Below are 24,734 nucleotides of genomic sequence, written 5' to 3'. Positions count from 1 at the left end.
GGTTTTGAAATGGAAACAAATGTAGAAAAAAACAGCGGGACGGCGACTGAAAAGCCGTCACTTTTCGGAGTGATCACAAGCCCGGCCATTCAGTTTGAAAGAATAAGAGAAAGGCCGGTTGTATGGGGGCCGCTTTTGATTGTTGCAGTGATTATCATCGTTGGCGCGGTGCTGCAATCGCTCGGTACGGATTATAGTGAACTTCTGAAAAGCGGGGACACTCAAGGGTTATCAGCTGAACAAATTGAAACAGTCGCAACCATAACCAAATTTGGAGGAATGGCAGGCGCTATTTTCGGCGGTATCGCAGCGTTATTTATTGCCCCTCTTATTTATTGGCTCTGTGTGAAAATATCAGGCGGGGTTACGTCATACAAAAAAATGCTTTCTCTCGGTCTATTTGTCTCTTTGATTAGCAGCCTAGGATTATTGATTAATGGAATCGTTGCTTTTACAACTGATGCGAGCTCTCTTTACAGTATGACGTCATTGGCAGGAATTATCCCGTCTGACGGAGCTCTCGCCAGTGTGTTGAACACCTTTGAGATATTCAGCATATGGAGCTATGTATTATTAGCAATCGGACTTCACAAAACAGGCGGCATCTCAAAAAAAGCAGGATGGATTTCAGTCATTGTTCTTTTCGGGATTTTGGTCGCATTTTCGTTCTTTTCAGGTTTAATCAATTCTGTGGCGGGTGCATAAACTCATGAAAAAAGTTTGGATCGGAATTGGAATCGCCGCTTTAGTCGCTCTTTTTGTTGGAATTAATATATACCGGTCTGCCGCTCCGACAAGCGGCAGCGCCGGCCAGAAGATACAGACGGGAAGCCTCGAAGAAAAAGAAATCTCGTCAACGGTTATGGTTCCCGGCACACTTAAATTTTCAAATGAACAGTATGTGTTCTATGAAGCGGATAAAGGGACATTAGAAGACATTAAAGTGAAGGAAGGCGATAAAGTTAAAAAGGACACGCCTTTAGTCACCTATACAAATGAGCAGCTGAGCTTGGAAAAAGAACAGAACCAGTTAACGGCTGAATCGAATCAGCTTCAAATTGACCAAATTCAAGAAAAGATAAAAGCGTTAGACAATAAAGAAAAAGAACTGGAAAAACAGGTTGGAAAGAAAGAAGCAGAAAAACAAATTGAATCTGAACGGACGGAGCTTCAAATGCAGGAAAAAACAGCTGAGATCGAATTAAAACAAACCGAGCTTCAGCGGCAGTCACTTGCCAGTCGGGTATCAGATCTTGAAGTGAAAAGCGAAATCGAAGGCACTGTTATTTCTGTCAACCAAGAAGCGGCATCCAAAAAATCAGATATTCAAGAGCCTGTCATACATATCGGCAACCCAAAAGACCTTGTCGTCTCAGGGAAATTGTCTGAATACGATACACTGAAAGTCAAAAAAGGCCAGAAGGTCACACTCACTTCAGATGTTATCCAGGATAAAACATGGAAAGGCACAGTTTCCGCTGTCGGACTTGTTCCGGATCAGCAGGAAAGCACTGCGGCACAAGGAACAGAACAAGCAGTCCAATACCCCCTTCAAGTGAAAATAAAAGGGAAGCTTCCAGAAGGAAAGCCAGGCTTTAAATTCATCATGAATATTGAAACAGATAAGCGGAAAGCAAATACGCTTCCTTCAAAGGCAGTTAAAAAAGAAGATGATCAATATTATGTGTATACAGTAAAAGACGGAAAAGCAAAACGAGTTGATGTCAAAATCGGTGAAGTAACAGATGATCTGACAGAAATTAAAGAAGGAATTTCTCAAGATGATCAAGTCATTTTGAATCCTTCTGATCAGGTGACCGATGGAACGGAAGTGAAAGCATAAATGATTCAGCTTTCTAATGTGCGAAAAAGCTATCAGATCGGCAGGGAAACGTTTGATGTTCTCCATTCTATTCATTTGGACATCCATCAAGGGGAATATGTCTCAATTATGGGGCCGTCAGGATCAGGGAAATCGACGATCATGAATATAATCGGCTGCCTTGACCGGCCGACTTCCGGTACGTATAAATTGGACGGCGAAGATATTTCTTCTTATAAAGATAAAGAACTGGCGGCAGTCCGTAACCGGTCCATCGGTTTTGTATTTCAGCAATTTCAGCTTCTCCCGCGGTTGAATGCAAAAAAAAATGTCGAGCTGCCAATGATTTATTCCGGGATAGGCAAAAAAGAACGTCAAGAGCGGGCTGAGAGAGCGTTGGAAAAAGTCGGGTTAGCTGATCGAATGCTCCACATGCCCAATGAGCTGTCGGGCGGGCAGAAGCAGCGGGTGGCGATTGCGAGGGCGATCGTGAATGAGCCAAAATTGATTTTAGCTGATGAACCGACCGGCGCGCTCGATACGAAAACAAGCGCGGCGATTATGGATCAATTTACAGCATTAAATGCCGAGGGAACGACAATCGTTCTTGTTACTCACGAGCCGGAGGTTGCAGATTGTACGAATCGGATCGTCATGGTGCGTGACGGAAACATTGTTCCTGCCAGCTCCGGGCAAAGGAGCGTGGGAGAATGAGCCTGTTAGAGAACATCAGAATGGCTCTAAGCTCTGTCCTTGCTCATAAAATGCGTTCGATCTTAACGATGCTCGGCATTATCATTGGTGTAGGCTCTGTCATTGTCGTCGTTGCGGTAGGGCAGGGCGGCGAGCAAATGCTGAAGCAGTCGATCAGCGGTCCGGGAAATACCGTGGAGCTGTACTACATGCCAAGCGATGAGGAGCTTGCAAGCAATCCGAACGCCGCAGCAGAATCTACGTTTACAGAAAACGATATTAAAGGTTTAAAAGAGATAGAGGGCATCAAACAAGTCGTTGCCTCCACTTCTGAGAGTATGACAGCGCGTTATCATGAGGAAGAAACGGATGTTACGATTAACGGAATAAACGATGGATACATGAATGTCAATTCTTTAAAAATAGAAAGTGGCAGAACCTTCACCGACAATGATTTTCTCGCGGGGAAAAGAGCCGGAGTCATCTCTCAAAAGATGGCAGAAGAGCTGTTTGATAAAACCTCCCCTCTCGGTGAAGTAGTCTGGGTCAACGGACAGCCTGTTGAAATTATCGGCGTGCTGAAAAAAGAAACAGGCTTGCTTTCTTTCGGTTTAAGTGAAATGTATGTGCCATTTAATATGATGAAATCCTCTTTTGGCACAAGTGATTTCAGTAACGTATCATTGCAAGTCGAATCAGCAGACAACATAAAGTCAGCTGGAAAAGAAGCTGCACAGCTGGTAAATGACAATCATGGGACAGAGGATTCTTATCAAGTGATGAACATGGAAGAGATTGCTGCCGGAATTGGCAAAGTAACGGCGATTATGACGACAATTATCGGCTCAATTGCAGGCATCTCTCTTTTGGTCGGCGGAATCGGTGTTATGAATATTATGCTCGTATCAGTCACAGAACGGACGCGAGAAATCGGAATCAGAAAATCACTCGGTGCGACGAGGGGGCAGATTCTGACTCAGTTTTTAATTGAATCAGTCGTATTGACGCTTATCGGCGGACTGATTGGGATTGGAATCGGATACGGAGGGGCCTCGCTTGTTTCTGCCATTGCGGGCTGGCCGTCACTCATATCCTGGCAGGTTGTATGCGGGGGCGTGCTTTTCAGTATGCTCATTGGTGTTATTTTCGGCATGCTTCCTGCAAATAAAGCCGCAAAGCTTGATCCGATTGAAGCTCTGCGTTACGAGTAGCCTCATGCAACATGCATGAGGCTTTTTTATGTTTAGTGATTTCTACTACGAATATAAAAGACTTTTTTCATTAAAATAAGAAGAAAATGTCGTACAATTGTCCTTATTTTTGTCGAATTTACAGTTTACAAACCCTATAGACATGCGTTAATATGGAGAAACGTGAAAGATTTTGATAGTTATTGAATGAATTTGAATGATTTTAGTTGCCTAAACTGAAAATAGCGTTTACAATGAAATTGTATTCAAAATGAATACGTTTTCATTAGGAGGTGAAGCATGCTAACTCCTGAACGGCATCAATTGATTATTGATCAAATAGAAAAGTATGATGTGGTAAAAATTCAAGAGCTCATAAATCTGACAAATGCTTCTGAATCAACAATCAGAAGAGATTTATCGACACTTGAAGAACGCGGTTTTTTAAAGCGTGTTCATGGGGGAGCCGCCAAGCTTTCCGATATCAGACTTGAACCCGATATGCTTGAAAAATCATCCAAAAACCTTCACGATAAATTGAAGATTGCTGAAAAAGCGGCTTCACTTTTAGAAGAAGGGGATTGCATTTATCTTGATGCAGGCACGACGACTTTGCACATGATTGATTTTATGGATAAAAGCAAAGATATTGTCGTTGTCACAAACGGGGTGATGCATATCGAAGCATTAATAAGGAAAGAAATTTCTTTTTATCTGCTTGGAGGATACGTAAAGCACAGAACGGGCGCGGTTATTGGAGGCGCTTCACTGATTGCCATGGATCAGTACAGATTCGATAAGAGCTTTCTGGGGACAAACGGTGTCCATACAGAGGCTGGATTCACAACGCCGGACCCTGATGAGGCCCTTTTAAAACAGAAAGCTGTCAAACAGGCAAAACACGCTTACGTCTTAGCAGACCCTTCGAAATTCGGAGAAATTTCATTTTCGGCATTCGCCGGAATAGGCGACGCAACAATCATTACGACTGACGCTGAAGAGCTTACATTCGATAATTACCAAGAAAAAACTGTCGTAAAGGTAGTGAAACCATGATTTACACTGTAACACTTAATCCATCTGTCGATTATATTGTTCACGTTGAAGATTTTACTGTAGGAGGCCTGAACCGTTCCGTGTACGATACAAAGTATCCAGGGGGCAAAGGCATCAACGTATCGAGACTGCTGAAAAGACACCATGTACCGTCTAAAGCGCTCGGATTTGTCGGCGGATTTACCGGAGAATATATCAAAACGTTTTTGCGGGAAGAAAACCTGGAAACAGCTTTTTCTGAAGTAAAAGAAGATACCCGTATCAATGTAAAGCTGAAAACTGGTGATGAAACTGAAATTAACGGGCAGGGACCGACAATTTCGGATGAAGATTTCAAAGCCTTTTTAGAACAGTTCCAATCTTTGCAAGAGGGAGATATCGTCGTCCTTGCAGGAAGCATTCCATCTTCACTGCCTCACGATACTTATGAAAAAATCGCAGAGGCCAGCAAACAGCAGAACGCGCGAGTTGTTCTGGATATCTCAGGCGAGGCGCTTTTAAAAGCGACAGAAATGAAACCGTTTTTGATGAAGCCAAACCATCATGAGCTGGGAGAAATGTTCGGCACGACAATTACATCTGTTGAAGAAGCTGTTCCTTATGGGAAAAAGCTTGTAGAACAAGGCGCTGAACATGTAATCGTATCCATGGCCGGAGACGGAGCGCTTCTGTTTACGAAGGAAGCTGTTTACTTTGCTAACGTGCCAAAGGGGAAATTGGTAAACTCAGTCGGAGCGGGAGATTCAGTCGTTGCAGGTTTTCTTGCCGGTATTTCCAAACAGCTGCCGCTTGAAGAAGCATTCCGCTTAGGAGTGACATCAGGCAGCGCTACCGCGTTCTCTGAAGAACTTGGAACAGAAGAATTTGTCCAGCAGCTTCTTCCTGAAGTTAAGGTCACACGTCTATAGAGGAGGAAACAAAAGTGAAAATAACTGAGCTTTTAACGAAGCATACGATAAAGCTTAATATTGAGAGCAAAGAAAAAGAAAATGTTATTGACGAAATGGTCACTGTTCTTGATAAGGCTGGAAAGTTAAATGACCGACAAGCCTACAAAGAAGCCATTTTAAATCGTGAGAGCCAGAGCTCAACGGGTATTGGTGAAGGAATCGCTATCCCGCATGCGAAAACGGCAAGCGTTATCAACCCGGCGATTGCGTTCGGACGTTCTAAAGACGGTGTCGATTATGAATCATTAGACGGCCAGCCGGCTCACTTGGTGTTCATGATCGCTGCGACTGAAGGCGCAAACAACACTCACCTTGAAGCATTGTCAAGACTTTCAACGCTGCTAATGCGTGAAGAAATCCGCAAGCAGCTCCTTGAAGCTGAGTCAGAAGATGCCATCATCGACATTATTAATCAGCACGATAAAGATGATGACGAAGAGGAAGAGGAAGAAGAAGCGGCACCAGCACCAACACCTGCCGGAAAAGGGAAAATCCTAGCGGTTACTGCATGTCCGACAGGTATTGCACACACATTCATGGCTGCGGATGCCCTTAAAGAAAAAGCGAAAGAGCTTGGTGTGGACATTAAGGTCGAAACAAATGGGTCAAGCGGTATTAAGCACAAGCTGACTGCCCAAGAAATTGAAGATGCACCTGCAATCATTGTCGCAGCGGACAAGCAGGTTGAAATGGAGCGCTTTAAAGGCAAGCGCGTGCTTCAAGTACCTGTTACAGCAGGTATCAGACGCCCGCAAGAGCTTATCGAAAAAGCGATGAATCAAGATGCGCCGGTTTATCAAGGAAGCGGCGGTGCTTCTTCAGCTTCAAACAATGAAGATGAAGCAAGAGGCAAGTCTGGCAACAGCATCGGAAGCGCGTTTTATAAGCATTTGATGAGCGGTGTCAGCAACATGCTTCCGTTCGTAGTCGGCGGCGGTATCCTCGTTGCCATTTCATTCTTCTGGGGAATTAATTCATCCAATCCGGATGATCCTACTTACAATACGTTTGCTGCAGCTCTTAAGTTTATCGGCGGTGACAATGCATTAGGATTAATTGTGGCTGTTCTTGCCGGATTCATCGCAATGAGTATTGCAGACCGTCCTGGTTTTGCGCCTGGTATGGTCGGCGGATTTATGGCAACTCAAGCAAATGCTGGATTCTTAGGCGGTTTAATTGCCGGATTCCTGGCTGGTTATATCGTTGTTCTTTTGAAAAAAGCCTTCGTCTTTATTCCGCAGTCACTTGACGGACTGAAACCTGTATTAATTTATCCGCTGCTTGGTATTTTCTTAACTGGTATTATCATGCGTTTCGTTGTGAATACACCGGTAGCGGCATTTATGGATTTCTTAACAAACTGGCTTGAAAGCCTTGGTACTGGAAACTTAGTATTAATGGGTATTATTTTGGGCGGTATGATGGCGATCGATATGGGTGGCCCGCTTAATAAAGCAGCCTTTACGTTCGGTATCGCGATGATCGATGCAGGCAACTATGCGCCTCATGCAGCGATCATGGCCGGCGGTATGGTTCCTCCGCTTGGTATCGCACTTGCAACAACAATTTTCCGAAACAAGTTCTCTCAGCGTGACCGTGAAGCAGGTATTACATGCTACTTCATGGGTGCTGCTTTCGTAACAGAGGGAGCGATCCCGTTTGCTGCGGCTGATCCGCTTCGCGTCATTCCAGCTGCTGTCGTTGGTGCAGCTGTTGCCGGCGGATTAACAGAATTCTTCCGTGTAACGCTTCCGGCCCCTCACGGAGGAGTATTCGTAGCCTTCATTACAAACCACCCGTTGCTTTACCTATTAAGTATCGTGATCGGTGCTGTCGTGATGGCAATTATCCTCGGTATCTTAAAAAAACCTGTTACAGAGAAATAAGAAAAAAAGCGTCCTTCATTCGAAAGGACGCTTTTTCTTTATCCTGCTGGCGGGAGCGCGGTTAAGTTATGTACTTTATCATCATTTATGATAAAGTAAAAGAAGGGAAACAACTGACATAGCAATCGTCTAGGAGGAAACACTTTGACCGAGGAAAAAAACACGAAAACTGAAAAAACGGCGAAGAAAAAAACCAATACGTACTTGGAATGGGGAAAAGCGATTGTCATCGCTGTTCTGCTGGCTCTCCTGATCCGTCACTTTTTGTTTGAGCCTTATTTAGTTGAAGGTTCATCTATGTATCCCACATTACATGATGGAGAAAGGCTGTTTGTGAATAAAACAGTCAACTATATCGGCGAACTGCAGCGCGGAGATATCGTCATTATCAACGGTGAGACGTCAAAAATCCATTATGTAAAAAGATTGATCGGAAAGCCTGGAGAAACCGTTCAAATGAAGGATGACACGCTTTATATAAACGGAAAAAAAGTAGCCGAGCCTTACTTGTCTAAAAACAAAAAGGAAGCAGAAAAACTTGGTGTCAGTCTGACAGGCGACTTTGGACCGGTTAAGGTTCCAAAAGGCAAATATTTTGTCATGGGAGATAACCGGCTGAATTCAATGGACAGCCGAAACGGGCTGGGACTGATTGCGGAAGACCGGATTGTCGGTACATCGAAGTTTGTCTTTTTCCCGTTTAACGAAATGCGTCAAACAAAATAAAAACGCCTTGCTGGCCTTTGGACAGCAGGCGTTTTTTAATTTGAAAAAGAAGCGACTAATGCAATGCATAATACCGTGATGAACACTGAACCGATAATGGCCAGCACACTGAAGAAAAGGTGAACCTGTTTGTTCTCTTTTCCGCGCTTTTCTAAAAGTCGCTTAGAGAAAATGTGCGAAAATATGTAAATAAGGGCTATGCCAATATATAAGCCGATATCTTTGGCGGTAAAGCCTGTTACGGCAAGGTAAAAGCCCGTAAAAAAGATTAATAAGCAGTATTCAGTAAGTGTTAAAAGCCTCAACGTGTTCCTCCATGAGAGTGTAATTTTCCAGCCGGATGCATTCTCTCTGCTTCATTGTAACATAGCTGGCCGCTTTGAGTGTATAAGTGTTTTCTCTCTGTTTTATCAGGGAATCATTTCTCTTGCCCTGCATTCATGGTATACTTTTATTGATGATAGACATGATGGAGGATAATAAATGATTGCTGTAAATAATGTAAGCTTGCGGTTTGCAGATCGCAAGTTATTTGAAGATGTCAATATTAAATTTACCCCAGGCAACTGCTATGGGTTAATTGGTGCAAATGGTGCCGGTAAATCAACGTTTCTGAAAGTGTTATCAGGCGAAATTGAGCCTCAGACAGGCGACGTTCATATGAGTCCTGGCGAGCGTCTTGCCGTCTTGAAGCAGAACCATTTTGAGTACGAAGAGTATGAAGTGCTGAAAGTGGTCATTATGGGTCACAAACGCCTGTATGAAGTCATGCAGGAGAAAGACGCTATTTACATGAAGCCTGATTTCTCAGATGAGGATGGAATTCGTGCTGCTGAGCTCGAAGGTGAATTTGCAGAGCTGAACGGATGGGAAGCGGAAAGTGAAGCTGCGATCCTTCTAAAAGGCCTTGGAATCTCAGAAGATCTTCATACGAAGAAGATGGAAGACCTTGGCGGTTCAGAGAAAGTAAAAGTGCTCTTGGCCCAGGCATTATTCGGCAAGCCGGATGTTCTGCTGCTTGATGAGCCGACGAACCACTTGGACCTTCAGGCGATTCAGTGGCTGGAAGAGTTTCTGATTAACTTTGAAAACACAGTTATTGTTGTATCCCATGATCGTCACTTCTTAAATAAAGTGTGTACACACATCGCTGACCTTGATTTTAACAAAATCCAAATCTATGTCGGAAACTATGATTTCTGGTACGAATCAAGCCAGTTGGCGTTAAAGCTTTCTCAAGAAGCGAACAAGAAAAAAGAAGAGCAAATTAAACAGCTTCAAGAGTTTGTCGCTAGATTCAGCGCCAATGCGTCTAAATCTAAGCAGGCAACATCAAGAAAGAAACTTCTTGAAAAAATTACGCTGGATGATATTAAACCGTCTTCCCGCCGCTATCCTTACGTTAACTTTACGCCGGAACGGGAAATCGGAAATGATGTTCTTCGGGTGGAAGGCTTAACGAAAACAATCGATGGCGTAAAAGTGCTCGACAATGTCAGCTTCATTATGAATAGAGAAGATAAAATTGCTTTTACTGGCCGCAATGAACTGGCTGTTACTACGCTGTTTAAAATCATTTCCGGGGAAATGGAAGCTGACAGTGGAACGTATAAATGGGGCGTTACAACATCTCAAGCGTTTTTTCCAAAAGACAACAGCGAATATTTCGAAGGCAGTGATCTGAATCTTGTAGACTGGCTTCGCCAATATTCTCCTCACGACCAAAGTGAGAGCTTTTTACGCGGATTCTTAGGTCGCATGCTGTTCTCCGGCGAAGAAGTCCACAAAAAAGCAAATGTACTATCCGGGGGAGAAAAGGTTCGCTGTATGCTTTCGAAAGCGATGCTTTCTGGCGCCAATATTTTAATTTTGGATGAGCCGACCAACCATTTAGACTTAGAATCCATTACAGCGCTCAATAACGGCTTAATAAGCTTTAAAGGCGCTATGCTGTTTACATCCCATGACCATCAGTTTGTACAGACCATTGCCAACAGAATTATAGAAATTACACCTAACGGCATCGTCGATAAGCAAATGAGCTATGATGAGTTCCTTGAAAATGCTGATGTGCAGAAAAAATTGACTGAACTATACGCGTGATAAAAAAAGCAGAGATTCCTCTGCTTTTTTTGCTACATAGATATGAAAGGGGACACGACATGAAATTTTTAGTTGTCGGAGCAGGAGGAGTAGGCGGGTATATTGGCGGACGGCTTGCAGAGAAAGGCAATGATGTGACATTTCTCGTACGCCAAAAGAGAGCTGAGCAGTTAAAAGAAACCGGGCTTGCCATCCATAGTGAAAAAGGGAATGTATCATTTCAGCCCGCATTAATCAGTGCTGGAGAAACAGGGCAGTTTGATGTCGTTATCATCGCTTCTAAAGCATATTCACTTGGTCAAGTGATAAACGATGTCAAACCGTTTATCAATCGCGAATCTGTCATTATCCCTTTCTTAAACGGGTACCGACACTACGAGCAGCTGTTTACGGCATTTTCAAAAGAACAGGTGCTGGGCGGTTTGTGTTTTATAGAAAGTGCCCTAGACAACAAGGGAGAAATTCATCATACGAGCGCATCGCATCGTTTTGTATTCGGAGAATGGAACGGTGAGCGTACGGAACGAATAACAGCGCTTGAAGAGGCGTTTTCAGGCGTGAAGGCAGAAGTCATTATCAGCGGGCATATCGAGAAGGACATTTGGAAAAAGTATCTGTTTATTGCGGCGCAATCGGGGATCACAACATTATTTCAAAGGCCGCTTGGCCCGATCCTCGAAACAGAAGGCGGACGTCACACGGCTCAAACTCTTATTGGAGAGATTGGCTCTATTTTGCGAAAAGACGGCGTTCCGGCTGATCCGAATCTTGAGGAAGAGAGCTTCCGGACGATGTCAAGCATGTCTTATCATATGAAGTCCTCCATGCTTCGTGACATGGAAAACGGACAAACGACTGAAGGCCACCACCTGCACGGCTTTTTGCTTGAAAAAGCAAAGCGTTTATCTCTTGCGGCACCCATATTAGAAACGGTTTATGCCAATCTGCAAATGTATGAAGCAGAAAAATAAAAAGGAGGCGAAAGCCTCCTTTTGTTTATTAAAAAGCCCAATTTCCGTTTCTGAAGATAGGCTCTCTTTTACCGTCTGCTGTAATTCCGTCAATATTCATATCCTGAGAACCAACCATAAAGTCCACGTGTGTAATGCTTTCATTTAAGCCTTCTTTGACAAGCTCCTCACGAGACATCTGCTTTCCGCCTTCAATGTTAAAGGCATAGGCACTGCCGATCGCCAAATGATTTGACGCATTTTCATCAAACAATGTGTTATAGAAAAGAATATTTGATTGTGATATAGGCGAATCGTAAGGAACAAGTGCCACTTCACCTAAATAGTGAGAACCCTCATCTGTTTCCACCAGTTCTTTTAAAATGTCCTCGCCTTTTTCGGCTTTAATGTCGACTATACGGCCATTTTCAAAAGTGAGGGTGAAGTTTTCGATAATATTTCCGCCGTAGCTTAACGGTTTTGTGCTCGATACGACTCCGTCGACTCCATCTTTTTGCGGCAGCGTAAATACTTCCTCTGTCGGCATATTGGCCATAAACTCATGGCCGCTTTCATTTACGCTGCCCGCGCCTGCCCAAACATGCTTTTTCGGCAGCTTAATGGTTAAATCAGTTCCCTTTGCTTGATAATGTAAAGCAGCATAATGTCTCTCGTTCAAATGGTCAACTTTTTCATGAAGATTTTGATCATGCTTGATCCAAGCTTGTACCGGGTCGTCTTCGTTTACGCGCGTTGCTTTAAAAATTTCTTCCCACAGAAGCTGAATCGCTTCCTCTTCTGATTTGCCAGGAAACACTTTCTGAGCCCAGCCTGCTGATGCCGCACCTACGACAGTCCAGCTGACTTTGTCCGATTGAATATATTGTCTGTATGTATGTAATGCTTTGCCAGCAGCTTTTTGGAATGCAGCAATCCGCTTGGAATCTACACCTTTTAGTAAGTCTGGGTTTGACGACACGACAGAGATGAAAGCAGCTCCTTTTTTAGCAAGCTCTTCTCTGCCTTTTGCTTCCCATTCAGGGTATTCTTCAAATGCTTCAAACGGCGCGAGTTCATATTTGAATTTGGCGACTTCGTCATCCTGCCAATTCACCGTTACATTTTTTGCGCCTTTTTCATATGCATGTTTCACAATTAAGCGGACAAAATCCCGTACATCTGTTGAAGCATTTACGACTACATACTGCCCTTTTTGGACGTTTACGCCGACTTCTACCGCCAGCTGTGCATATGTATTTAATTTCTGTGAAAATGAATCCATGAATCATTCCTCCTCAAGCTTTTTTCTCATCATATCAAATATAATCCTATAAAGGAAAGAAAGGAGGCCAAAGTGAAAAACCCAAAACAACATGTCTTGGGTTTTTCAATATTATGGATGATTCAGTTTTACAGTGCCGCCTGCAGGCGAATGGGGCATATTGGCCAAAGAAATGCTCATGCCTCCAAGAATGATTCCGCTTAAAATGGCTGCGATCGCTACTCTTCTTCCTAAATCTCTTAGCATCTGTTTCCTCCTTAACGTTTCTCCATTTCCCACAATATGAAGGAAGTGAGGAAAAAAGAAGCAAGAAATTTGCTGGATGTGAGATTTTTGCAGGAAAAGACTATTTAATCGCCTTTTGAAGCTTATCGATCACTTCTAAAGAACGGCCTGTGCCGATTGCCACAGATTCAAGCGGATTTTGCGCCACGTGTACAGGCACTACAATCTCTTCTGTGAGCCATTCTTTTATCCCGTTAAGAAGTGCGCCGCCGCCCGTTAAAATAACGCCGCGATCAACAATATCTCCGCTCAATTCAGGCGGGCAGTCCTCAAGTGTAGCTCTGATGGCTTCAAGAATATGCAGGAGAGATTCACGCATGGCATCTTGAATTTCGTTAGATTGAAGCATAATGGTTTTTGGAAGGCCTGTCACGAGGTCGCGTCCCCGAATTTCCATTGCTTCCGGCACATGCTCAATCAGGGCATGGCCAATTTCCATTTTCACCTGCTCAGCTGTGCGTTCCCCGATCAGCAAATTGTATTTTTTCCGGACAAAAGAAACGATATCCTCATCAAGCTGGTCTCCGCCGATTCTGATAGAGTGACAGGAAACAACGCCGCCGAAGGAAATGATGGCGACCTCTGTCGTCCCTCCGCCGATGTCTACTACCACATTGGCAACCGGCTCATCAACCGGTAAATCCGCTCCGATTGCGGCTGCTACTGGCTCTTCGATTAAATGGACGTTTTTCGCGCCGCAATTTTTCACTGCATCACTGATGGCGCGGCGTTCTACTGCTGTTGAGCCTGACGGTGTGCAAACGACTACATTCGGTTTTCTGAACGACATGCCAATGCTTTTTGCGGCTTTTTTCATAATGTGCTTTAACAAATCAGTTGTCATATCATAGTCTGCGATAACGCCATCTTTCATCGGTCTGACAGCGACAATTTTTCCCGGCGTTTTGCCGATCATGTTTTTTGCGTCAGCTCCGATAGCAAGTACTGCTTTTGTCGTTGTATCCACGGCGACAACAGATGGTTCATTTAAGATAATTCCTTTATTTTTGCTGTAAACAAGTATATTAGCTGTTCCTAAGTCAATCCCGATTTCAGTTGATTGAAACATGTCTTCACCCAATCTCTATCCTGATTTTATATGATTCTACATTTAAAGTTTCTAAGAAATGAAGCGATTTTTGGGGGTGTGCGTCGGGAAAGAAATGTTTTTGTAAAAAAACGCGGAACTGTGTAACAGAAGTAATACATTTCTCGGTTTTATGGAAAAAATATCTTGTAATTCTTATAGAAAGCGGGAAACTTTTTCTAAGTTTCGTACGTCTACGATATATTGAGGTACATCCTTAAACATTACATGAGAAAAGAAACATTTAAAGGAAGAAGGGTTTTTATGAAATCAATAGGTGTTGTGAGAAAAGTAGATGAATTAGGCCGTATTGTTATGCCGATAGAATTAAGACGGGCACTTGATATTGCCATAAAAGACAGTATTGAATTTTTTGTTGACGGAGATAAAATTATCTTGAAAAAGTACAAACCTCATGGCGTTTGTTTAATGACCGGAGAAATCACTTCAGATAATAAAGAATACGGCAACGGTAAAATTACGTTAAGCCCTGAAGGTGCACAGCTGCTTCTCGAAGAAATTCAAGCCGCTTTAAAAGAATAATATCATGTTGAAAAAAGGCGGAGCGATACAATCTCCGCCTTTTTTTGCGTGCCAATTTCGATTACCGCCGCCTAAGATACGACATCATGAACATCAGGTAATGAATGATTTGGGATACTTTACATATTTTACTCAATTTTTTGTCGAAGAATGGTACAATAAATAGAGAAACACAAGCGGCAGGTGGTCATATGAGAAAATATCAAGCACGTATCATTTCCATTATTTTGGCAATGGTTTTTATTATGTTTTGGGATTATTTATTTTATTTTATAGGCAAAAACCCGATTAATTGGCCTGTTGATATTGTGTATACTGCAGTCACGATAGTAAGTGTCTGGATGCTGGCTTATTATATTGATGAGAAACAGCAGCTGGTTAAGAAAATGAAGGATAATGAATGGAAGTATAAGCAGCTCTCTGAAGAAAAGAACCGCATCATGGATAATTTGCAGGAAATCGTATTTCAAACGAATGCAAAAGGCGAAATTACATATCTAAACCAAGCGTGGGCATCAATAACCGGCTTTTCGATCCGTGAATGTATGGGAACGATGTATAATGATTACTTCATAAAAGAAAAGCACGTAGCCGACCACATTAACACCCAAATCCAAAACAAAGCGTCTTCTGGCATGTTTACAGCAAAATACGTGACAAAGAACGGCACGATTTTTTGGGGAGAAGTTCATTATAAGCTTTACTACGACCGGGATGACCAATTTACAGGCAGCCTGGGCACAATGTCAGATATCACAGAGCGTAAAGAGGCTGAAGATGAGCTCATTGAGATTAATGAACGGCTGGCAAGAGAATCACAGAAACTGTCAATCACAAGTGAACTTGCCGCCGGTATTGCACATGAGGTCAGAAACCCTTTAACATCTGTCAGCGGTTTCCTTCAGATTATGAAAACACAGTATCCGGACAGAAAAGGCTATTTTGACATCATCTTTTCAGAAATTAAAAGAATCGATTTGGTGCTCAGCGAGCTGTTGCTGCTTGCAAAACCGCAGGCGGTCACATTTAAAACACATCATCTCAATGAGATCTTGAAACAAGTTACGACACTGCTTGATACCAATGCTATTTTGTCCAATATTGTCATAGAAAAAAATTTCGAAGAGACAGACGGCTGTATCATTAACGGGGACGAAAATCAGCTGAAGCAGGTCTTTATCAATATTATTAAAAACGGGATTGAAGCAATGCCAAAAGGCGGTGTCGTTACCATTTCGACTGCTAAGACAGCCTCTCATGCAGTCATAAGCGTCAAAGATGAAGGGAACGGCATGCCGCAGGAAAAGCTTAAGCAGATTGGCAAACCTTTTTATTCAACAAAAGAAAAGGGCACCGGACTCGGGCTTGCCATTTGTTTGAGAATCTTGAAGGAACATGACGGGGAATTGAAAATCGAAAGTGAAGCTGGAAAAGGCAGCGTCTTTCAAGTGGTTTTGCCTTTAACATCAGACAGCTGAGAGGGGAAAAATAAAATGAACTCGCTTCTGTTTGTATACGGGACATTAAGAAAGCATGAAAAAAATCATCATCTGCTGGCACAATCGGCATGTATTAATGAGCAGGCCAGAACGAAGGGATGTCTGTTTGCTGCAAAAGAGGGGGCCGCAGCCATTTTTGAAGATGAAGGCTATATATGCGGCGAAGTATATGAAGCAGATGAATTGTGTGTACATAAGCTCGATCAGTTTTTTCAAGGCTATGATCAACAAACGGTGCTTGTAGAAACGGATACCGGGATCAAAAAAGCGCTTATTTATTTTATGAACAAAGACAAGTGTGCCGGCTTTCCGAAAATAAGCAGCAGCGACTGGAAAGAACATCAGATGATCAGTAAATCGCAAAATCCTGTTTATTATTTTGCCTATGGGTCCTGCATGGACAATGCCCGCTTTCAAAAGGCGGGAGTCGATCACTATTTTCAAGATCCAGTTGGAAGAGCTGTTTTAAAAGGATACACAACCCGCTTTACGCTAAAAAGAGAGGATGGCTCAAGAGCGGATATGATGGAAGACGGAGGAACAACAGAAGGCGTTTTATACCGTATCCCTTTTTCTGCTCTCTCCTATCTATATAAAAGGGAGGGCGTTGAATCTCTTACGTATCGGCCTGCATTTGTAGATGTTGAAGCAGGCGGAAGGTGCTACACGGACTGCTTAACCTTTCTCGTCCTTCAAAAAGAAGCGGAAACTGCCCCGCCTCAGCACTACCAGATTGAAATTGAACGCGGAGCGGAGCTGTATTTGTCACCGGGGTTTGCTGACAAGCTTAAGCGGCATATGAATTCGCTGCCAAAAGGTTAACGAAATTAACACTGTTACAAAAGAATATGATAAAATTTGATCAATATGATGTCAGGTAAAGGAGCACCACTATGAAAAAAGAATTTGCGGTAATTGGACTAGGCCGTTTTGGTGGCAGTATTTGCAAAGCATTAAGCGAAGAAGGCGTTGAGGTTATGGCAATGGATATCGATGAAGATAAAGTCAACGAGTATGCCAAGATCGCATCTCACGCCGTTATCGGTGATTCAACAGACGAATCTGTCCTGAAAAATTTAGGTCTGCGAAACTTTGACCACGTCATTGTAGCCATCGGAGAAAATATCCAAGCGAGTATTTTAACGACTCTCATTCTGAAAGAACTGGGCGTTCACACCATTACAGTTAAGGCCCAGAACGATTATCACGAAAAAGTGCTGTCTAAAATCGGTGCAGATCACATCGTCCACCCGGAACGCGATATGGCAAAGCGAATTGCGCATAACATCGTATCCAACAACGTATTGGATTATTTAGAGCTGTCTGAAGAGCATAGTCTTGTTGAAATCGTAGCCAACAGCCGCCTGGCCGGAAATACGCTTCTCGATTTAGATATTCGTGCGAAATACGGTATTAACATCGTAGCCATCAAAAGGGGCAAGGAAGTTATCGTATCGCCGCTTGCAACCGAGGTCATACATCAAGAAGATATTCTCATCGTTATTGGTTCGGTTACAGACATTTCCCGTTTTGAAAAAAGAGTTCTCCATACAAAATAGCAGTAAAACAAAAGCCGTCCCAAAGGGGCGGTTTTTAATGTTATCAGAATATAACAACTTTAATGAAATGAGCGCCAATTTCTTAAAATTTTATTGACTAAGCATAGGCGTTCCGATAGCATATTGTACCATATAATAAAAAAGAGGAGGGGCCTATTTGAATAAAGAAACGCTGGTCAATAGGCTGAATGCTTCAGCCCGAAGACAAAAAGCTGATATCGTCATTAAGAACGGAAAAATCATGGACGTATTTAACCAAGAGTGGATATATGAAGATATTGCGATTACAGATGGAGTCATTGTAGGCCTCGGCGAGTATGAAGGCGAAAAAATCATTGATGCAGAGGGACAAATGGTTGTTCCGGGTTTTATTGATGGACATGTACATATTGAGTCTTCAATGGTTACACCGATTGAGTTCGCTAAAGCGGTATTGCCGCATGGCGTGACGACCGTTGTTACCGACCCGCATGAAATAGCGAATGTGTCAGGTGAAAAAGGGATTGCATTTATGATTGAACAGGCTCGGCAAACACCGCTGAATATCCATTTTATGCTTCCCTCCAGTGTGCCTGCCGCAAGCTTTGAGCGATCAGGCGCAGTACTCAAAGCTGCCGATTTAAAGCCTTTTTACGAAGAGGAAGAAGTACTGGGGCTGGCTGAAGTCATGGATTATGTGTCGGTTCAGCATGCTGAAGAAGATATGGTTCAGAAACTGCTCGATGCCCGCGTTGCAGGTAAGCGGATTGACGGTCATTTAGCGGGTTTATCAACAGATCTCATTAACATTTATAGAACCGCATTTGTCTTAAATGATCATGAAGTGACGACGAAAGAAGAAGCCCTTGATCGTATTAGAAGGGGAATGTATGTCATGATGCGTGAAGGGTCAGTCGCAAAAAACACTCTAAAAGTGCTGCCCGCGGTGAATGAAAAGAACGCGCGCCGTTTCTTTTTCTGTACAGATGATAAGCATGTGGATGATTTATTGTCAGAGGGAAGTGTAAATCATCAAGTGAAAATGGCGATTCAAACCGGACTTGACCCGTTTTTAGCCTATCAATTAGGTAGCCTTAACGGAGCCGAATGCTACGGACTAGATACAAAGGGAGCGATCGCCCCGGGTTTTGACGCTGATCTGCTCTTTGTTTCTGATCTGGAAAACGTCACAGTCACAATGACGATGGTAAAAGGACAGACTGTTGCTGAAGGCAAAAAAGCAGTCTATCAAGATAGCGCTCCAGCTGCAGCTCCAGAACCGGCACTGCTCGATTCTGTTAAGCTTGCTGCTCCTCTTAAAGAACAGAATTTACATATGCCAATCAATTCAAGTCAGCAAATTAATGTGATTCAAATTATTCCAAACCAGCTTGAAACACGATTGGTACATGTTCCGGCTCCAGATGCACACGTTTTTGAGCCTGACACCGAGCTCGATTTGTTAAAGATTGCAGTCATTGAGCGGCATAAAGGATTAAAAGAAGTCGGACTTGGTGTGGTGAAAGGATTTGGATTCAAGAGCGGAGCGATTGCAACAACCATTTCGCACGATTCCCACAATATTATTGCCGTTGGAACAAATGATGCCGATATCGCGGCTGCAGTTAATAAGCTGCAGGAAATTGGCGGAGGATTAACGATTATAAAAAATGAAGAAGAGCTTCATTCAGTACCGCTGCCGATTGCGGGGTTATTATCCGACCAATCTGCGGAGCAGGTGAATCAAAGCTTGCTGACGCTGCATGATAAATTGTCGTTAGTTGGTTTCACAGGCGGGTTTAATCCATTTTTGACGCTGTCGTTTTTAGCTTTGCCTGTCATTCCCGACATTAAAATGACGACAACGGGATTATTTGATGTGAAGTCATTTCAGCATATTGGATTACAATAAAAAAAGATGCACTCTCAAGTGAGTGCATCTCAGCGTGGCGACAAACCCTCGCATTCGTTGTCAGGCCTGCGCTTCGGTGCTCACGAATTTCAACATTCGCTGTGCTCCGATGCTCGTCCTTCCTAGAATTCAAGGGTTTTCAATCACGCTGAAAAGATGAAAAAATCCTAAAACTAAAAATCGTTTTAGGATTTTTTCAACAATCTAAGATGCACTCTCAAGTGAGTGCATCTTTTTTTAAACCTCCATAATGATCGGAAGGATCATCGGACGGCGTTTCGTTTTTTCGTATAAGAACGGCGCAAGCGTATCTGTAATCTCGTTTTTGATTTCAGACCATTGAGTCGTTTTTCGTTCCATCACTTTTTGTAAGTGGTTTGAAATGAGCTCTTGAGCGTCATTGATCAAGTCGCCAGATTCTCTCATGTACACAAATCCTCTGGAAATCAAATCAGGCCCAGCTGAAATCTTAAAGCCATCCATGTCAATGCTGACAACCACGATGACAAGACCTTCTTCAGAAAGAATTCTGCGGTCACGAAGCACGATATTGCCAATATCACCGATGCCGCTTCCGTCAATGTATACTGAACCGGACGGGATTTTGCCGGCAACTGAAGCTTCATCACCTTTAAGCGCCAATACTTCACCATTATCCATGATAAAGCAGTTTTCTTCAGGGATGCCGCAATCTGTTGCAAGTTTGACATGCATCTTTTGCATTCTGTACTCACCGTGAATCGGCATGAAGAATTTAGGCTTAATTAAACGTAGCATAAGCTTCTGTTCTTCCTGTCCGCCGTGACCGGATGTATGGATATCATTAAGAGGTCCGTGAATAACCTCGGCCCCTGCACGATACAGCTGGTTGATTGTACGGCTCACGCTGATTGTGTTGCCTGGGATAGGGGATGAAGAAAATACGACTGTATCTCCAGGATTGATTGAAATCTGGCGGTGTGTGCCGTTTGCAATCCTTGATAATGCCGCCATCGGTTCCCCTTGGCTTCCTGTACATAAAATCGTTACTTTATTAGCAGGCATACGATTGATTTCGTTATGCTCAATAAACGTATTTTTAGGACAGTTAATATATCCGAGAGTTTGTCCGATTTCGATAGCCGATTCCATACTGCGTCCAAATACGGCAACTTTTCTTCCATTTAATACAGCAGCCTCAATTACCTGCTGCAAGCGGTGAATATTCGACGCAAATGTAGCAAAGATAACTCGGCCGTCTACCTTGCGGAAAATGTCGTGAATGCTTTCTCCGACACGCCGTTCAGACATGGTGAACTCTGGGTTCTCACTGTTTGTGCTGTCTGAAAGGAGGCACAGAACGCCTTCTTTTCCGATTTCGGCCATTTTCGTCAAGTTTGCCGGCTCGCCGACTGGAGTAAAGTCGAATTTGAAATCTCCAGTATGTACGATGTTTCCAGGCGGTGTCTTTACAACAATACCGTAGGAATCCGGAATACTATGTGTTGTTCTGAAGAATGACACAGCCGTTTTGCGGAACTTTACGATATCATCCTCACCGATAATGTTCAGTTTCGTCTGTCTTAATAATCCATGCTCTTCAAGTTTATTCCGAAGTAAGCCGATCGCGAGTTTACCGCCGTAAACAGGAATATTTACTTGTCTGAGCAGGTACGGAATACCGCCGATGTGGTCTTCGTGCCCGTGGGTGATAAAAAGCCCTTTAATTTTATCTTCGTTTTTGACTAAATACGTGTAATCAGGGATAACGTAGTCAATTCCGAGCAGTTCGTCCTCGGGAAACTTGATCCCCGCATCAATCAGCACAATTTCATCCTGAAATTGTACCGCATACGTATTTTTACCGATTTCGCCTAACCCTCCGAGGGCGAAAACAGCAGTCTGATCATTTTTTACAAATTTCATACCGCTCATAACTCCAATACTTTAAAATTTTCGCTCTGTTGTTCATATTCTAAAAATGCACCATTAACAGGTGTGATAAACTCAATATTAAATTTCTTCTCTTTCAGCTTTGTTCTGACGTCACGCTCAGATACGCCTTCAATATAAAGTGAATCTGTCTTTTCCCGAACAGGTACTTCGTCAGCCTTTTCTTGATAAAATACCTTATAAATCATCCAAATCTCTCCTTAAATGCCGTATGTTAGACTCGCTTACTCTATTATATTCGAAAACGGAATATAAGGAAAGCCTTGAGCAAAATAAGGACCTCTCGAAAAGTGAAAGATCCCTTGTCAGGCAATCGCTTTCTTGCGGAGCATTCCGTTCCATTGTCTTCTGAGTTTCTTTCTTAATTTGCGCAGCATTTGTTAGTTCCTCCTTTAATATAAACTTGTCCAGCGTTCTTTTATACAAATAGTATACGGAGATTGAGGAAGACTTTTCGTGGTTATTAATGGAATTTAATATGATTTTTGAACGAAATAGTTTGCTGAATGGCAATCTTTTTGTATGATGAGGGTGGGAATTGCAGATCAAGACGATAAAGGGGAAGTTATAATGGACTCAAAATTAATCTTTTTTGATATTGACGGTACGATATATGATCATGACAAGAATATACCGGAAAGTACGAGAAAAACGGTGGCGGAGCTGCAGCGCCAAGGGCATCATGTGTTTATCGCCAGCGGGCGGTCTCCGTTTATGGTTAAGCCGATTTTGGAGGAGCTGGGCATACACTCATTTATCTCCTATAATGGGCAGTATGTTGTCTTTGAAAATCAAGTGATCTATAAAAATCCGCTGCCTGAAGAGGCAATCAGACGATTATTAAAGCAGGCGGGAGAGGGCAAACATCCTGTTGTGTTTATGGCTGAGGACACGATGAAAGCGACTGTTGCGGATCATCCTCATGTTCTGGAGGGAATCGGCAGCCTTAAAACCGATTATCCAGAAACCGATGACCTTTTCTATGAAGGAAAAGAAATTTTTCAGCTGCTTTTATTTTGCCAGGATGAAGAAGAAAAAGCTTATGCCGCTTTTCCTGAATTTGATCTCGTACGCTGGCATGAGTTTTCGACTGATGTTCTGCCGCACGGAGGTTCCAAGGCGGAAGGGATCAAAAAAGTGATTGAGCGTCTCCCGTTTGATATCAGCGATACATATGCTTTCGGCGACGGATTAAACGATCTTCAAATGATTGAATATGTCGGAACAGGCGTAGCTATGGGAAATGCTGTTCCTGAATTGAAAGAAATCGCGGACTTTGTAACAAAGCCGGTAGACGAGGATGGAATCGCGTACGCTGTCAAAGAATTGGGTCTTTTAAAATAAAGAAACGGCTGGCACTGCACTGGGCCAGCCGCTTTTTCTTTTTAGCGCTCAATCGCGATTGCATTTTCAGGTTCTTTGAAAGGATTCTCCTTATCAATATGATCATAGAACATAACGCCATTTAAATGATCGATCTCATGCTGAAACACAATAGCCGGAAATCCTTTTAAACGGATATCAATGTTTTCGCCTTCAAGGGTTGTTCCTTTTACTCTGATGCGAGCGTAGCGGGGAACATAACCGGGAATCGCTTCATCAACAGACAGACAGCCCTCGCCGCTTGTTAAGTAGCTTTTTTCGACAGAATGGCTGACGATCTTAGGGTTAAACAAAGCATAGCTGTATAACTTTCCGGAAGCATCTTCTGTATGAACGGCGATCATTCGTTTTTTGATATTAATTTGAGGAGCTGCGAGTCCTACGCCTGGACGCAGCTTGTATTTTTCGGCTAATTCCGGATTTTGGCTGTTCTTAACAAATTCGATCATGTCGGCCAGCTGCTGTTTGTCTGCATCAGTCGGAGGCAGCTCAACAGGTTCGGCTGTCTCTCTTAGGGCTGGATGGCCGTCACGTACGATGTTTTCCATAGTAATCAAGAAACTTCACTCCTAAAGCTTAATATGTAAATTATATCGGATTTCTTCACAAAGGTGCAACGAACGAATGACCAGCCGTAGATGGCTGGTCAAGTTCATGCTGTTTGATTAGCAACAGCCTCCGCCTAAATAAGCAGCTCCAACAATGATTAACAGAATGAATAAAACAACGATTAGCGCAAATGTGCGGCCGTAGCCATATCCATATCCGTAACCACCATAACCGCAGCAGCCTCCGCCGTAACCATATCCATACATATTACAAAACCTCCTCTTTTAATTACGCCAGAGCCTTTATAAGTAGGCATAGCGTCTACTATAAGCTATGTAAAAACAAAAAAGTTGTATGGTCATATGCCTTGTTTTCTCAAGTTTTTGGTCGGTTATCTTCGACAATTTACTGACAGACACATCAGGTGACCTTAAGAAAGTAATTTCAGCTTTGGCTATTGTCAAATGGCAATTAGGCATCTATAGTCGAAAATGTCAAAATTGGGGGATTTCTATATGGGAAATTTTCTGAAACCATGTTTTTGGGCATGGGAGCAATTGGGGCAGCAAGTATACTGCTTGCAGGCTGTGGAGGAAAGCAGCCGGTTGAATTGCTTCATGATTCGATGGAAAAACTGTACAAATGGAAAAGTTGTTTCAAAAAGAGTGAAAACTGGTAATGAAAAATGGAAAATATAGAGCGGAAGTTTTGCGACAGTTTGCTTAATTTAAATATAGATTATTACTCAAAATTTGCCTCAATAGCCAATCAGGCATTAAATAATGCAAACCAGCGCAAGAAACATTTGGAAGCAGAAAAAGACAGTATTACTGATTGTAAAAAAGAATTTGAATCAGCAAAAAAAATCAGCTGAAGATGTTAAGGATAAGAAAGTGAGAGAAAAAGCAAATCGCGTAATCGATTTCGTGGAAAAAGATATGCCGCATCGACACAATGTGTCATAAATAGAATAAGGCTATTTCGTATGACAAAGATTTATACAAGCAGATAATGGATAAAAAGGCGACATTCGTTCAGCTTGCAGAGCAAATTGAAAAAATAAATTCAGTTTATGAAAAAGTGCATAAACAAGAGGAGGAATTTAATACTTATGCTGAGGATTACAACAAAGAAAAACTGTTTACTAGGTAATATGGAGCAAAGTATATTAAGCATATGAGTTAATATTAAATGAGCTAAGCCGCCCGTAAAAAGACAGTTTAACTAGGATATAAATGTATTTGATATTGACAATGTGAAATTAATACTCTAAAATTTATTTAGAGATAAATTCACATAATACCAATCGTTGTTTCGGCACGTTGGGAGGATTCATTATGTCTTATTA

At 42.7% G+C, this 24,734-nt stretch carries 26 protein-coding genes; 18 read left to right on the top strand and 8 right to left on the bottom strand.

Features of this window, described 5'->3' with window-relative positions:
- The first annotated feature begins 9 nt into the window (after positions 1–9).
- The 8 genes from yknW (at position 10) to sipT (ending at position 8,323) form a co-directional block, all read left to right on the top strand.
- Positions 10–705, top strand: coding sequence for a toxin SDP protection protein YknW (gene yknW, locus LWH95_RS20080; protein ID WP_232920232.1), 696 nt, complete (start codon positions 10–12; stop codon positions 703–705).
- Between the two features lie 4 nt (positions 706–709).
- Positions 710–1,843: an efflux RND transporter periplasmic adaptor subunit gene (locus LWH95_RS20075; RefSeq protein ID WP_232920231.1), complete on the top strand. Its 1,134-nt coding sequence runs from the start codon at positions 710–712 to the stop codon at positions 1,841–1,843.
- Positions 1,844–2,536, top strand: a complete 693-nt coding sequence (gene yknY, locus LWH95_RS20070; protein WP_187953228.1) for an ABC transporter ATP-binding protein YknY — start codon at positions 1,844–1,846, stop codon at positions 2,534–2,536.
- Complete coding sequence (skiZ, locus tag LWH95_RS20065; RefSeq protein WP_232920230.1) at positions 2,533–3,726, top strand: sporulation-delaying-protein transporter subunit SkiZ; 1,194 nt, start codon at positions 2,533–2,535, stop codon at positions 3,724–3,726. Before yknY ends, skiZ begins: the two co-directional genes overlap by 4 nt.
- 279 nt (positions 3,727–4,005) lie before the next feature.
- On the top strand, positions 4,006–4,761 hold the full coding sequence (locus LWH95_RS20060; protein ID WP_003218720.1) for a DeoR/GlpR family DNA-binding transcription regulator: 756 nt from the start codon (positions 4,006–4,008) through the stop codon (positions 4,759–4,761).
- The gene (gene pfkB, locus LWH95_RS20055) at positions 4,758–5,669 is read left to right on the top strand and encodes a 1-phosphofructokinase (RefSeq protein ID WP_019258289.1); all 912 of its coding nucleotides are present in this window, start codon (positions 4,758–4,760) and stop codon (positions 5,667–5,669) included. The genes LWH95_RS20060 and pfkB overlap by 4 nt, the downstream gene beginning before the upstream one ends.
- 14 nt (positions 5,670–5,683) lie before the next feature.
- Positions 5,684–7,597 carry a PTS fructose transporter subunit IIABC gene (locus LWH95_RS20050; protein WP_232920229.1) on the top strand — a complete coding sequence of 638 codons (1,914 nt, stop codon included), beginning with the start codon at positions 5,684–5,686 and terminating at the stop codon, positions 7,595–7,597.
- A 144-nt stretch (positions 7,598–7,741) separates the two neighbouring features.
- Positions 7,742–8,323, top strand: coding sequence for a signal peptidase I sipT (sipT, locus tag LWH95_RS20045; RefSeq protein WP_003238872.1), 582 nt, complete (start codon positions 7,742–7,744; stop codon positions 8,321–8,323).
- 35 nt (positions 8,324–8,358) lie between these two features.
- Here the strand turns inward: sipT and LWH95_RS20040 are convergent, their stop codons facing one another.
- Complete coding sequence (locus LWH95_RS20040; protein WP_003222329.1) at positions 8,359–8,628, bottom strand: hypothetical protein; 270 nt, start codon at positions 8,626–8,628, stop codon at positions 8,359–8,361.
- A 178-nt stretch (positions 8,629–8,806) separates the two neighbouring features.
- Between LWH95_RS20040 and LWH95_RS20035 the strand changes: the two genes are divergently transcribed.
- Positions 8,807–10,426 carry an ABC-F family ATP-binding cassette domain-containing protein gene (locus LWH95_RS20035; RefSeq protein WP_003238870.1) on the top strand — a complete coding sequence of 540 codons (1,620 nt, stop codon included), beginning with the start codon at positions 8,807–8,809 and terminating at the stop codon, positions 10,424–10,426.
- A gap of 59 nt (positions 10,427–10,485) precedes the next feature.
- Positions 10,486–11,397, top strand: coding sequence for a ketopantoate reductase family protein (locus LWH95_RS20030; RefSeq protein ID WP_232920228.1), 912 nt, complete (start codon positions 10,486–10,488; stop codon positions 11,395–11,397).
- A 28-nt stretch (positions 11,398–11,425) separates the two neighbouring features.
- Here the strand turns inward: LWH95_RS20030 and LWH95_RS20025 are convergent, their stop codons facing one another.
- The 3 genes from LWH95_RS20025 to mreBH all read right to left on the bottom strand — a co-directional run bounded on the left by LWH95_RS20025 (position 11,426) and on the right by mreBH (position 14,012).
- Positions 11,426–12,658: an aminopeptidase gene (locus tag LWH95_RS20025; protein ID WP_019258293.1), complete on the bottom strand. Its 1,233-nt coding sequence runs from the start codon at positions 12,656–12,658 to the stop codon at positions 11,426–11,428.
- Between the two features lie 111 nt (positions 12,659–12,769).
- The gene (locus LWH95_RS20020; RefSeq protein WP_003238865.1) at positions 12,770–12,904 is read right to left on the bottom strand and encodes a protein YkpC; all 135 of its coding nucleotides are present in this window, start codon (positions 12,902–12,904) and stop codon (positions 12,770–12,772) included.
- A gap of 100 nt (positions 12,905–13,004) precedes the next feature.
- Positions 13,005–14,012, bottom strand: coding sequence for a cell shape-determining protein MreBH (gene mreBH, locus LWH95_RS20015; RefSeq protein WP_029316824.1), 1,008 nt, complete (start codon positions 14,010–14,012; stop codon positions 13,005–13,007).
- A gap of 282 nt (positions 14,013–14,294) precedes the next feature.
- Here mreBH and abhA point away from each other — a divergent pair, with 282 nt between their 5' ends.
- The 5 genes from abhA (at position 14,295) to ade (ending at position 19,522) form a co-directional block, all read left to right on the top strand.
- Complete coding sequence (gene abhA / locus LWH95_RS20010; protein ID WP_003238863.1) at positions 14,295–14,573, top strand: transcriptional regulator AbhA; 279 nt, start codon at positions 14,295–14,297, stop codon at positions 14,571–14,573.
- 191 nt (positions 14,574–14,764) lie between these two features.
- Entirely contained in the window at positions 14,765–16,051 is a 1,287-nt protein-coding gene (gene kinC / locus LWH95_RS20005; protein ID WP_232920227.1) for a two-component sensor histidine kinase KinC, read from the top strand.
- A gap of 15 nt (positions 16,052–16,066) precedes the next feature.
- Positions 16,067–16,894, top strand: a complete 828-nt coding sequence (locus tag LWH95_RS20000; protein WP_232920226.1) for a gamma-glutamylcyclotransferase — start codon at positions 16,067–16,069, stop codon at positions 16,892–16,894.
- 71 nt (positions 16,895–16,965) lie between these two features.
- Complete coding sequence (gene ktrC / locus LWH95_RS19995; protein ID WP_003222311.1) at positions 16,966–17,631, top strand: Ktr system potassium transporter KtrC; 666 nt, start codon at positions 16,966–16,968, stop codon at positions 17,629–17,631.
- A gap of 157 nt (positions 17,632–17,788) precedes the next feature.
- Positions 17,789–19,522: an adenine deaminase gene (gene ade, locus LWH95_RS19990; protein WP_232920225.1), complete on the top strand. Its 1,734-nt coding sequence runs from the start codon at positions 17,789–17,791 to the stop codon at positions 19,520–19,522.
- 237 nt (positions 19,523–19,759) lie between these two features.
- Here ade and rnjA read toward each other — a convergent pair whose 3' ends face one another.
- Positions 19,760–21,427 carry a ribonuclease J1 gene (gene rnjA / locus LWH95_RS19985; RefSeq protein ID WP_003238841.1) on the bottom strand — a complete coding sequence of 556 codons (1,668 nt, stop codon included), beginning with the start codon at positions 21,425–21,427 and terminating at the stop codon, positions 19,760–19,762.
- A gap of 5 nt (positions 21,428–21,432) precedes the next feature.
- Positions 21,433–21,642: an RNA polymerase subunit omega 1 gene (rnpZA, locus tag LWH95_RS19980; protein WP_003238840.1), complete on the bottom strand. Its 210-nt coding sequence runs from the start codon at positions 21,640–21,642 to the stop codon at positions 21,433–21,435.
- 382 nt (positions 21,643–22,024) lie between these two features.
- Here rnpZA and LWH95_RS19975 point away from each other — a divergent pair, with 382 nt between their 5' ends.
- Positions 22,025–22,798 (top strand): Cof-type HAD-IIB family hydrolase, encoded by a 774-nt coding sequence (locus tag LWH95_RS19975; RefSeq protein WP_019258297.1) that lies wholly within the window; start codon positions 22,025–22,027, stop codon positions 22,796–22,798.
- Between the two features lie 41 nt (positions 22,799–22,839).
- Here the strand turns inward: LWH95_RS19975 and def are convergent, their stop codons facing one another.
- Positions 22,840–23,394: a peptide deformylase gene (gene def / locus LWH95_RS19970; RefSeq protein ID WP_232920224.1), complete on the bottom strand. Its 555-nt coding sequence runs from the start codon at positions 23,392–23,394 to the stop codon at positions 22,840–22,842.
- A gap of 108 nt (positions 23,395–23,502) precedes the next feature.
- Positions 23,503–23,652: a YjcZ family sporulation protein gene (locus LWH95_RS19965; RefSeq protein ID WP_003238837.1), complete on the bottom strand. Its 150-nt coding sequence runs from the start codon at positions 23,650–23,652 to the stop codon at positions 23,503–23,505.
- 419 nt (positions 23,653–24,071) lie between these two features.
- Between LWH95_RS19965 and LWH95_RS21670 the strand changes: the two genes are divergently transcribed.
- On the top strand, positions 24,072–24,260 hold the full coding sequence (locus tag LWH95_RS21670) for a YkyA family protein (protein ID WP_269802406.1): 189 nt from the start codon (positions 24,072–24,074) through the stop codon (positions 24,258–24,260).
- Positions 24,261–24,397: 137 nt separating this feature from the next.
- Positions 24,398–24,538 (top strand): YkyA family protein, encoded by a 141-nt coding sequence (locus LWH95_RS21665; RefSeq protein ID WP_269802405.1) that lies wholly within the window; start codon positions 24,398–24,400, stop codon positions 24,536–24,538.
- Positions 24,539–24,734: the final 196 nt, after the last annotated feature.

This window comes from Bacillus sp. G16 (genome assembly GCF_021282335.1).
GTDB classification, from domain to species: Bacteria; Bacillota; Bacilli; order Bacillales; family Bacillaceae; genus Bacillus; species Bacillus inaquosorum.
This window is presented reverse-complemented; position numbering and strand designations above follow the sequence as displayed.

What these genes read in the sequence shown, in the direction of transcription:
- yknW (WP_232920232.1), top strand. Translation starts at nt 10, where the DNA reads ATGGAAACAAATGTAGAAAAAAACAGCGGGACGGCGACTGAAAAGCCG.
- LWH95_RS20075 (WP_232920231.1), top strand. Translation starts at nt 710, where the DNA reads ATGAAAAAAGTTTGGATCGGAATTGGAATCGCCGCTTTAGTCGCTCTT.
- yknY (WP_187953228.1), top strand. Translation starts at nt 1,844, where the DNA reads ATGATTCAGCTTTCTAATGTGCGAAAAAGCTATCAGATCGGCAGGGAA.
- skiZ (WP_232920230.1), top strand. Translation starts at nt 2,533, where the DNA reads ATGAGCCTGTTAGAGAACATCAGAATGGCTCTAAGCTCTGTCCTTGCT.
- LWH95_RS20060 (WP_003218720.1), top strand. Translation starts at nt 4,006, where the DNA reads ATGCTAACTCCTGAACGGCATCAATTGATTATTGATCAAATAGAAAAG.
- pfkB (WP_019258289.1), top strand. Translation starts at nt 4,758, where the DNA reads ATGATTTACACTGTAACACTTAATCCATCTGTCGATTATATTGTTCAC.
- LWH95_RS20035 (WP_003238870.1), top strand. Translation starts at nt 8,807, where the DNA reads ATGATTGCTGTAAATAATGTAAGCTTGCGGTTTGCAGATCGCAAGTTA.
- LWH95_RS20030 (WP_232920228.1), top strand. Translation starts at nt 10,486, where the DNA reads ATGAAATTTTTAGTTGTCGGAGCAGGAGGAGTAGGCGGGTATATTGGC.
- LWH95_RS20025 (WP_019258293.1), bottom strand. Translation starts at nt 12,658, where the DNA reads ATGGATTCATTTTCACAGAAATTAAATACATATGCACAGCTGGCGGTA.
- LWH95_RS20020 (WP_003238865.1), bottom strand. Translation starts at nt 12,904, where the DNA reads ATGCTAAGAGATTTAGGAAGAAGAGTAGCGATCGCAGCCATTTTAAGC.
- mreBH (WP_029316824.1), bottom strand. Translation starts at nt 14,012, where the DNA reads ATGTTTCAATCAACTGAAATCGGGATTGACTTAGGAACAGCTAATATA.
- abhA (WP_003238863.1), top strand. Translation starts at nt 14,295, where the DNA reads ATGAAATCAATAGGTGTTGTGAGAAAAGTAGATGAATTAGGCCGTATT.
- kinC (WP_232920227.1), top strand. Translation starts at nt 14,765, where the DNA reads ATGAGAAAATATCAAGCACGTATCATTTCCATTATTTTGGCAATGGTT.
- LWH95_RS20000 (WP_232920226.1), top strand. Translation starts at nt 16,067, where the DNA reads ATGAACTCGCTTCTGTTTGTATACGGGACATTAAGAAAGCATGAAAAA.
- ktrC (WP_003222311.1), top strand. Translation starts at nt 16,966, where the DNA reads ATGAAAAAAGAATTTGCGGTAATTGGACTAGGCCGTTTTGGTGGCAGT.
- rnjA (WP_003238841.1), bottom strand. Translation starts at nt 21,427, where the DNA reads ATGAAATTTGTAAAAAATGATCAGACTGCTGTTTTCGCCCTCGGAGGG.
- rnpZA (WP_003238840.1), bottom strand. Translation starts at nt 21,642, where the DNA reads ATGATTTATAAGGTATTTTATCAAGAAAAGGCTGACGAAGTACCTGTT.
- LWH95_RS19975 (WP_019258297.1), top strand. Translation starts at nt 22,025, where the DNA reads ATGGACTCAAAATTAATCTTTTTTGATATTGACGGTACGATATATGAT.
- LWH95_RS19965 (WP_003238837.1), bottom strand. Translation starts at nt 23,652, where the DNA reads ATGTATGGATATGGTTACGGCGGAGGCTGCTGCGGTTATGGTGGTTAC.
- LWH95_RS21670 (WP_269802406.1), top strand. Translation starts at nt 24,072, where the DNA reads ATGGAAAATATAGAGCGGAAGTTTTGCGACAGTTTGCTTAATTTAAAT.
- LWH95_RS21665 (WP_269802405.1), top strand. Translation starts at nt 24,398, where the DNA reads ATGGATAAAAAGGCGACATTCGTTCAGCTTGCAGAGCAAATTGAAAAA.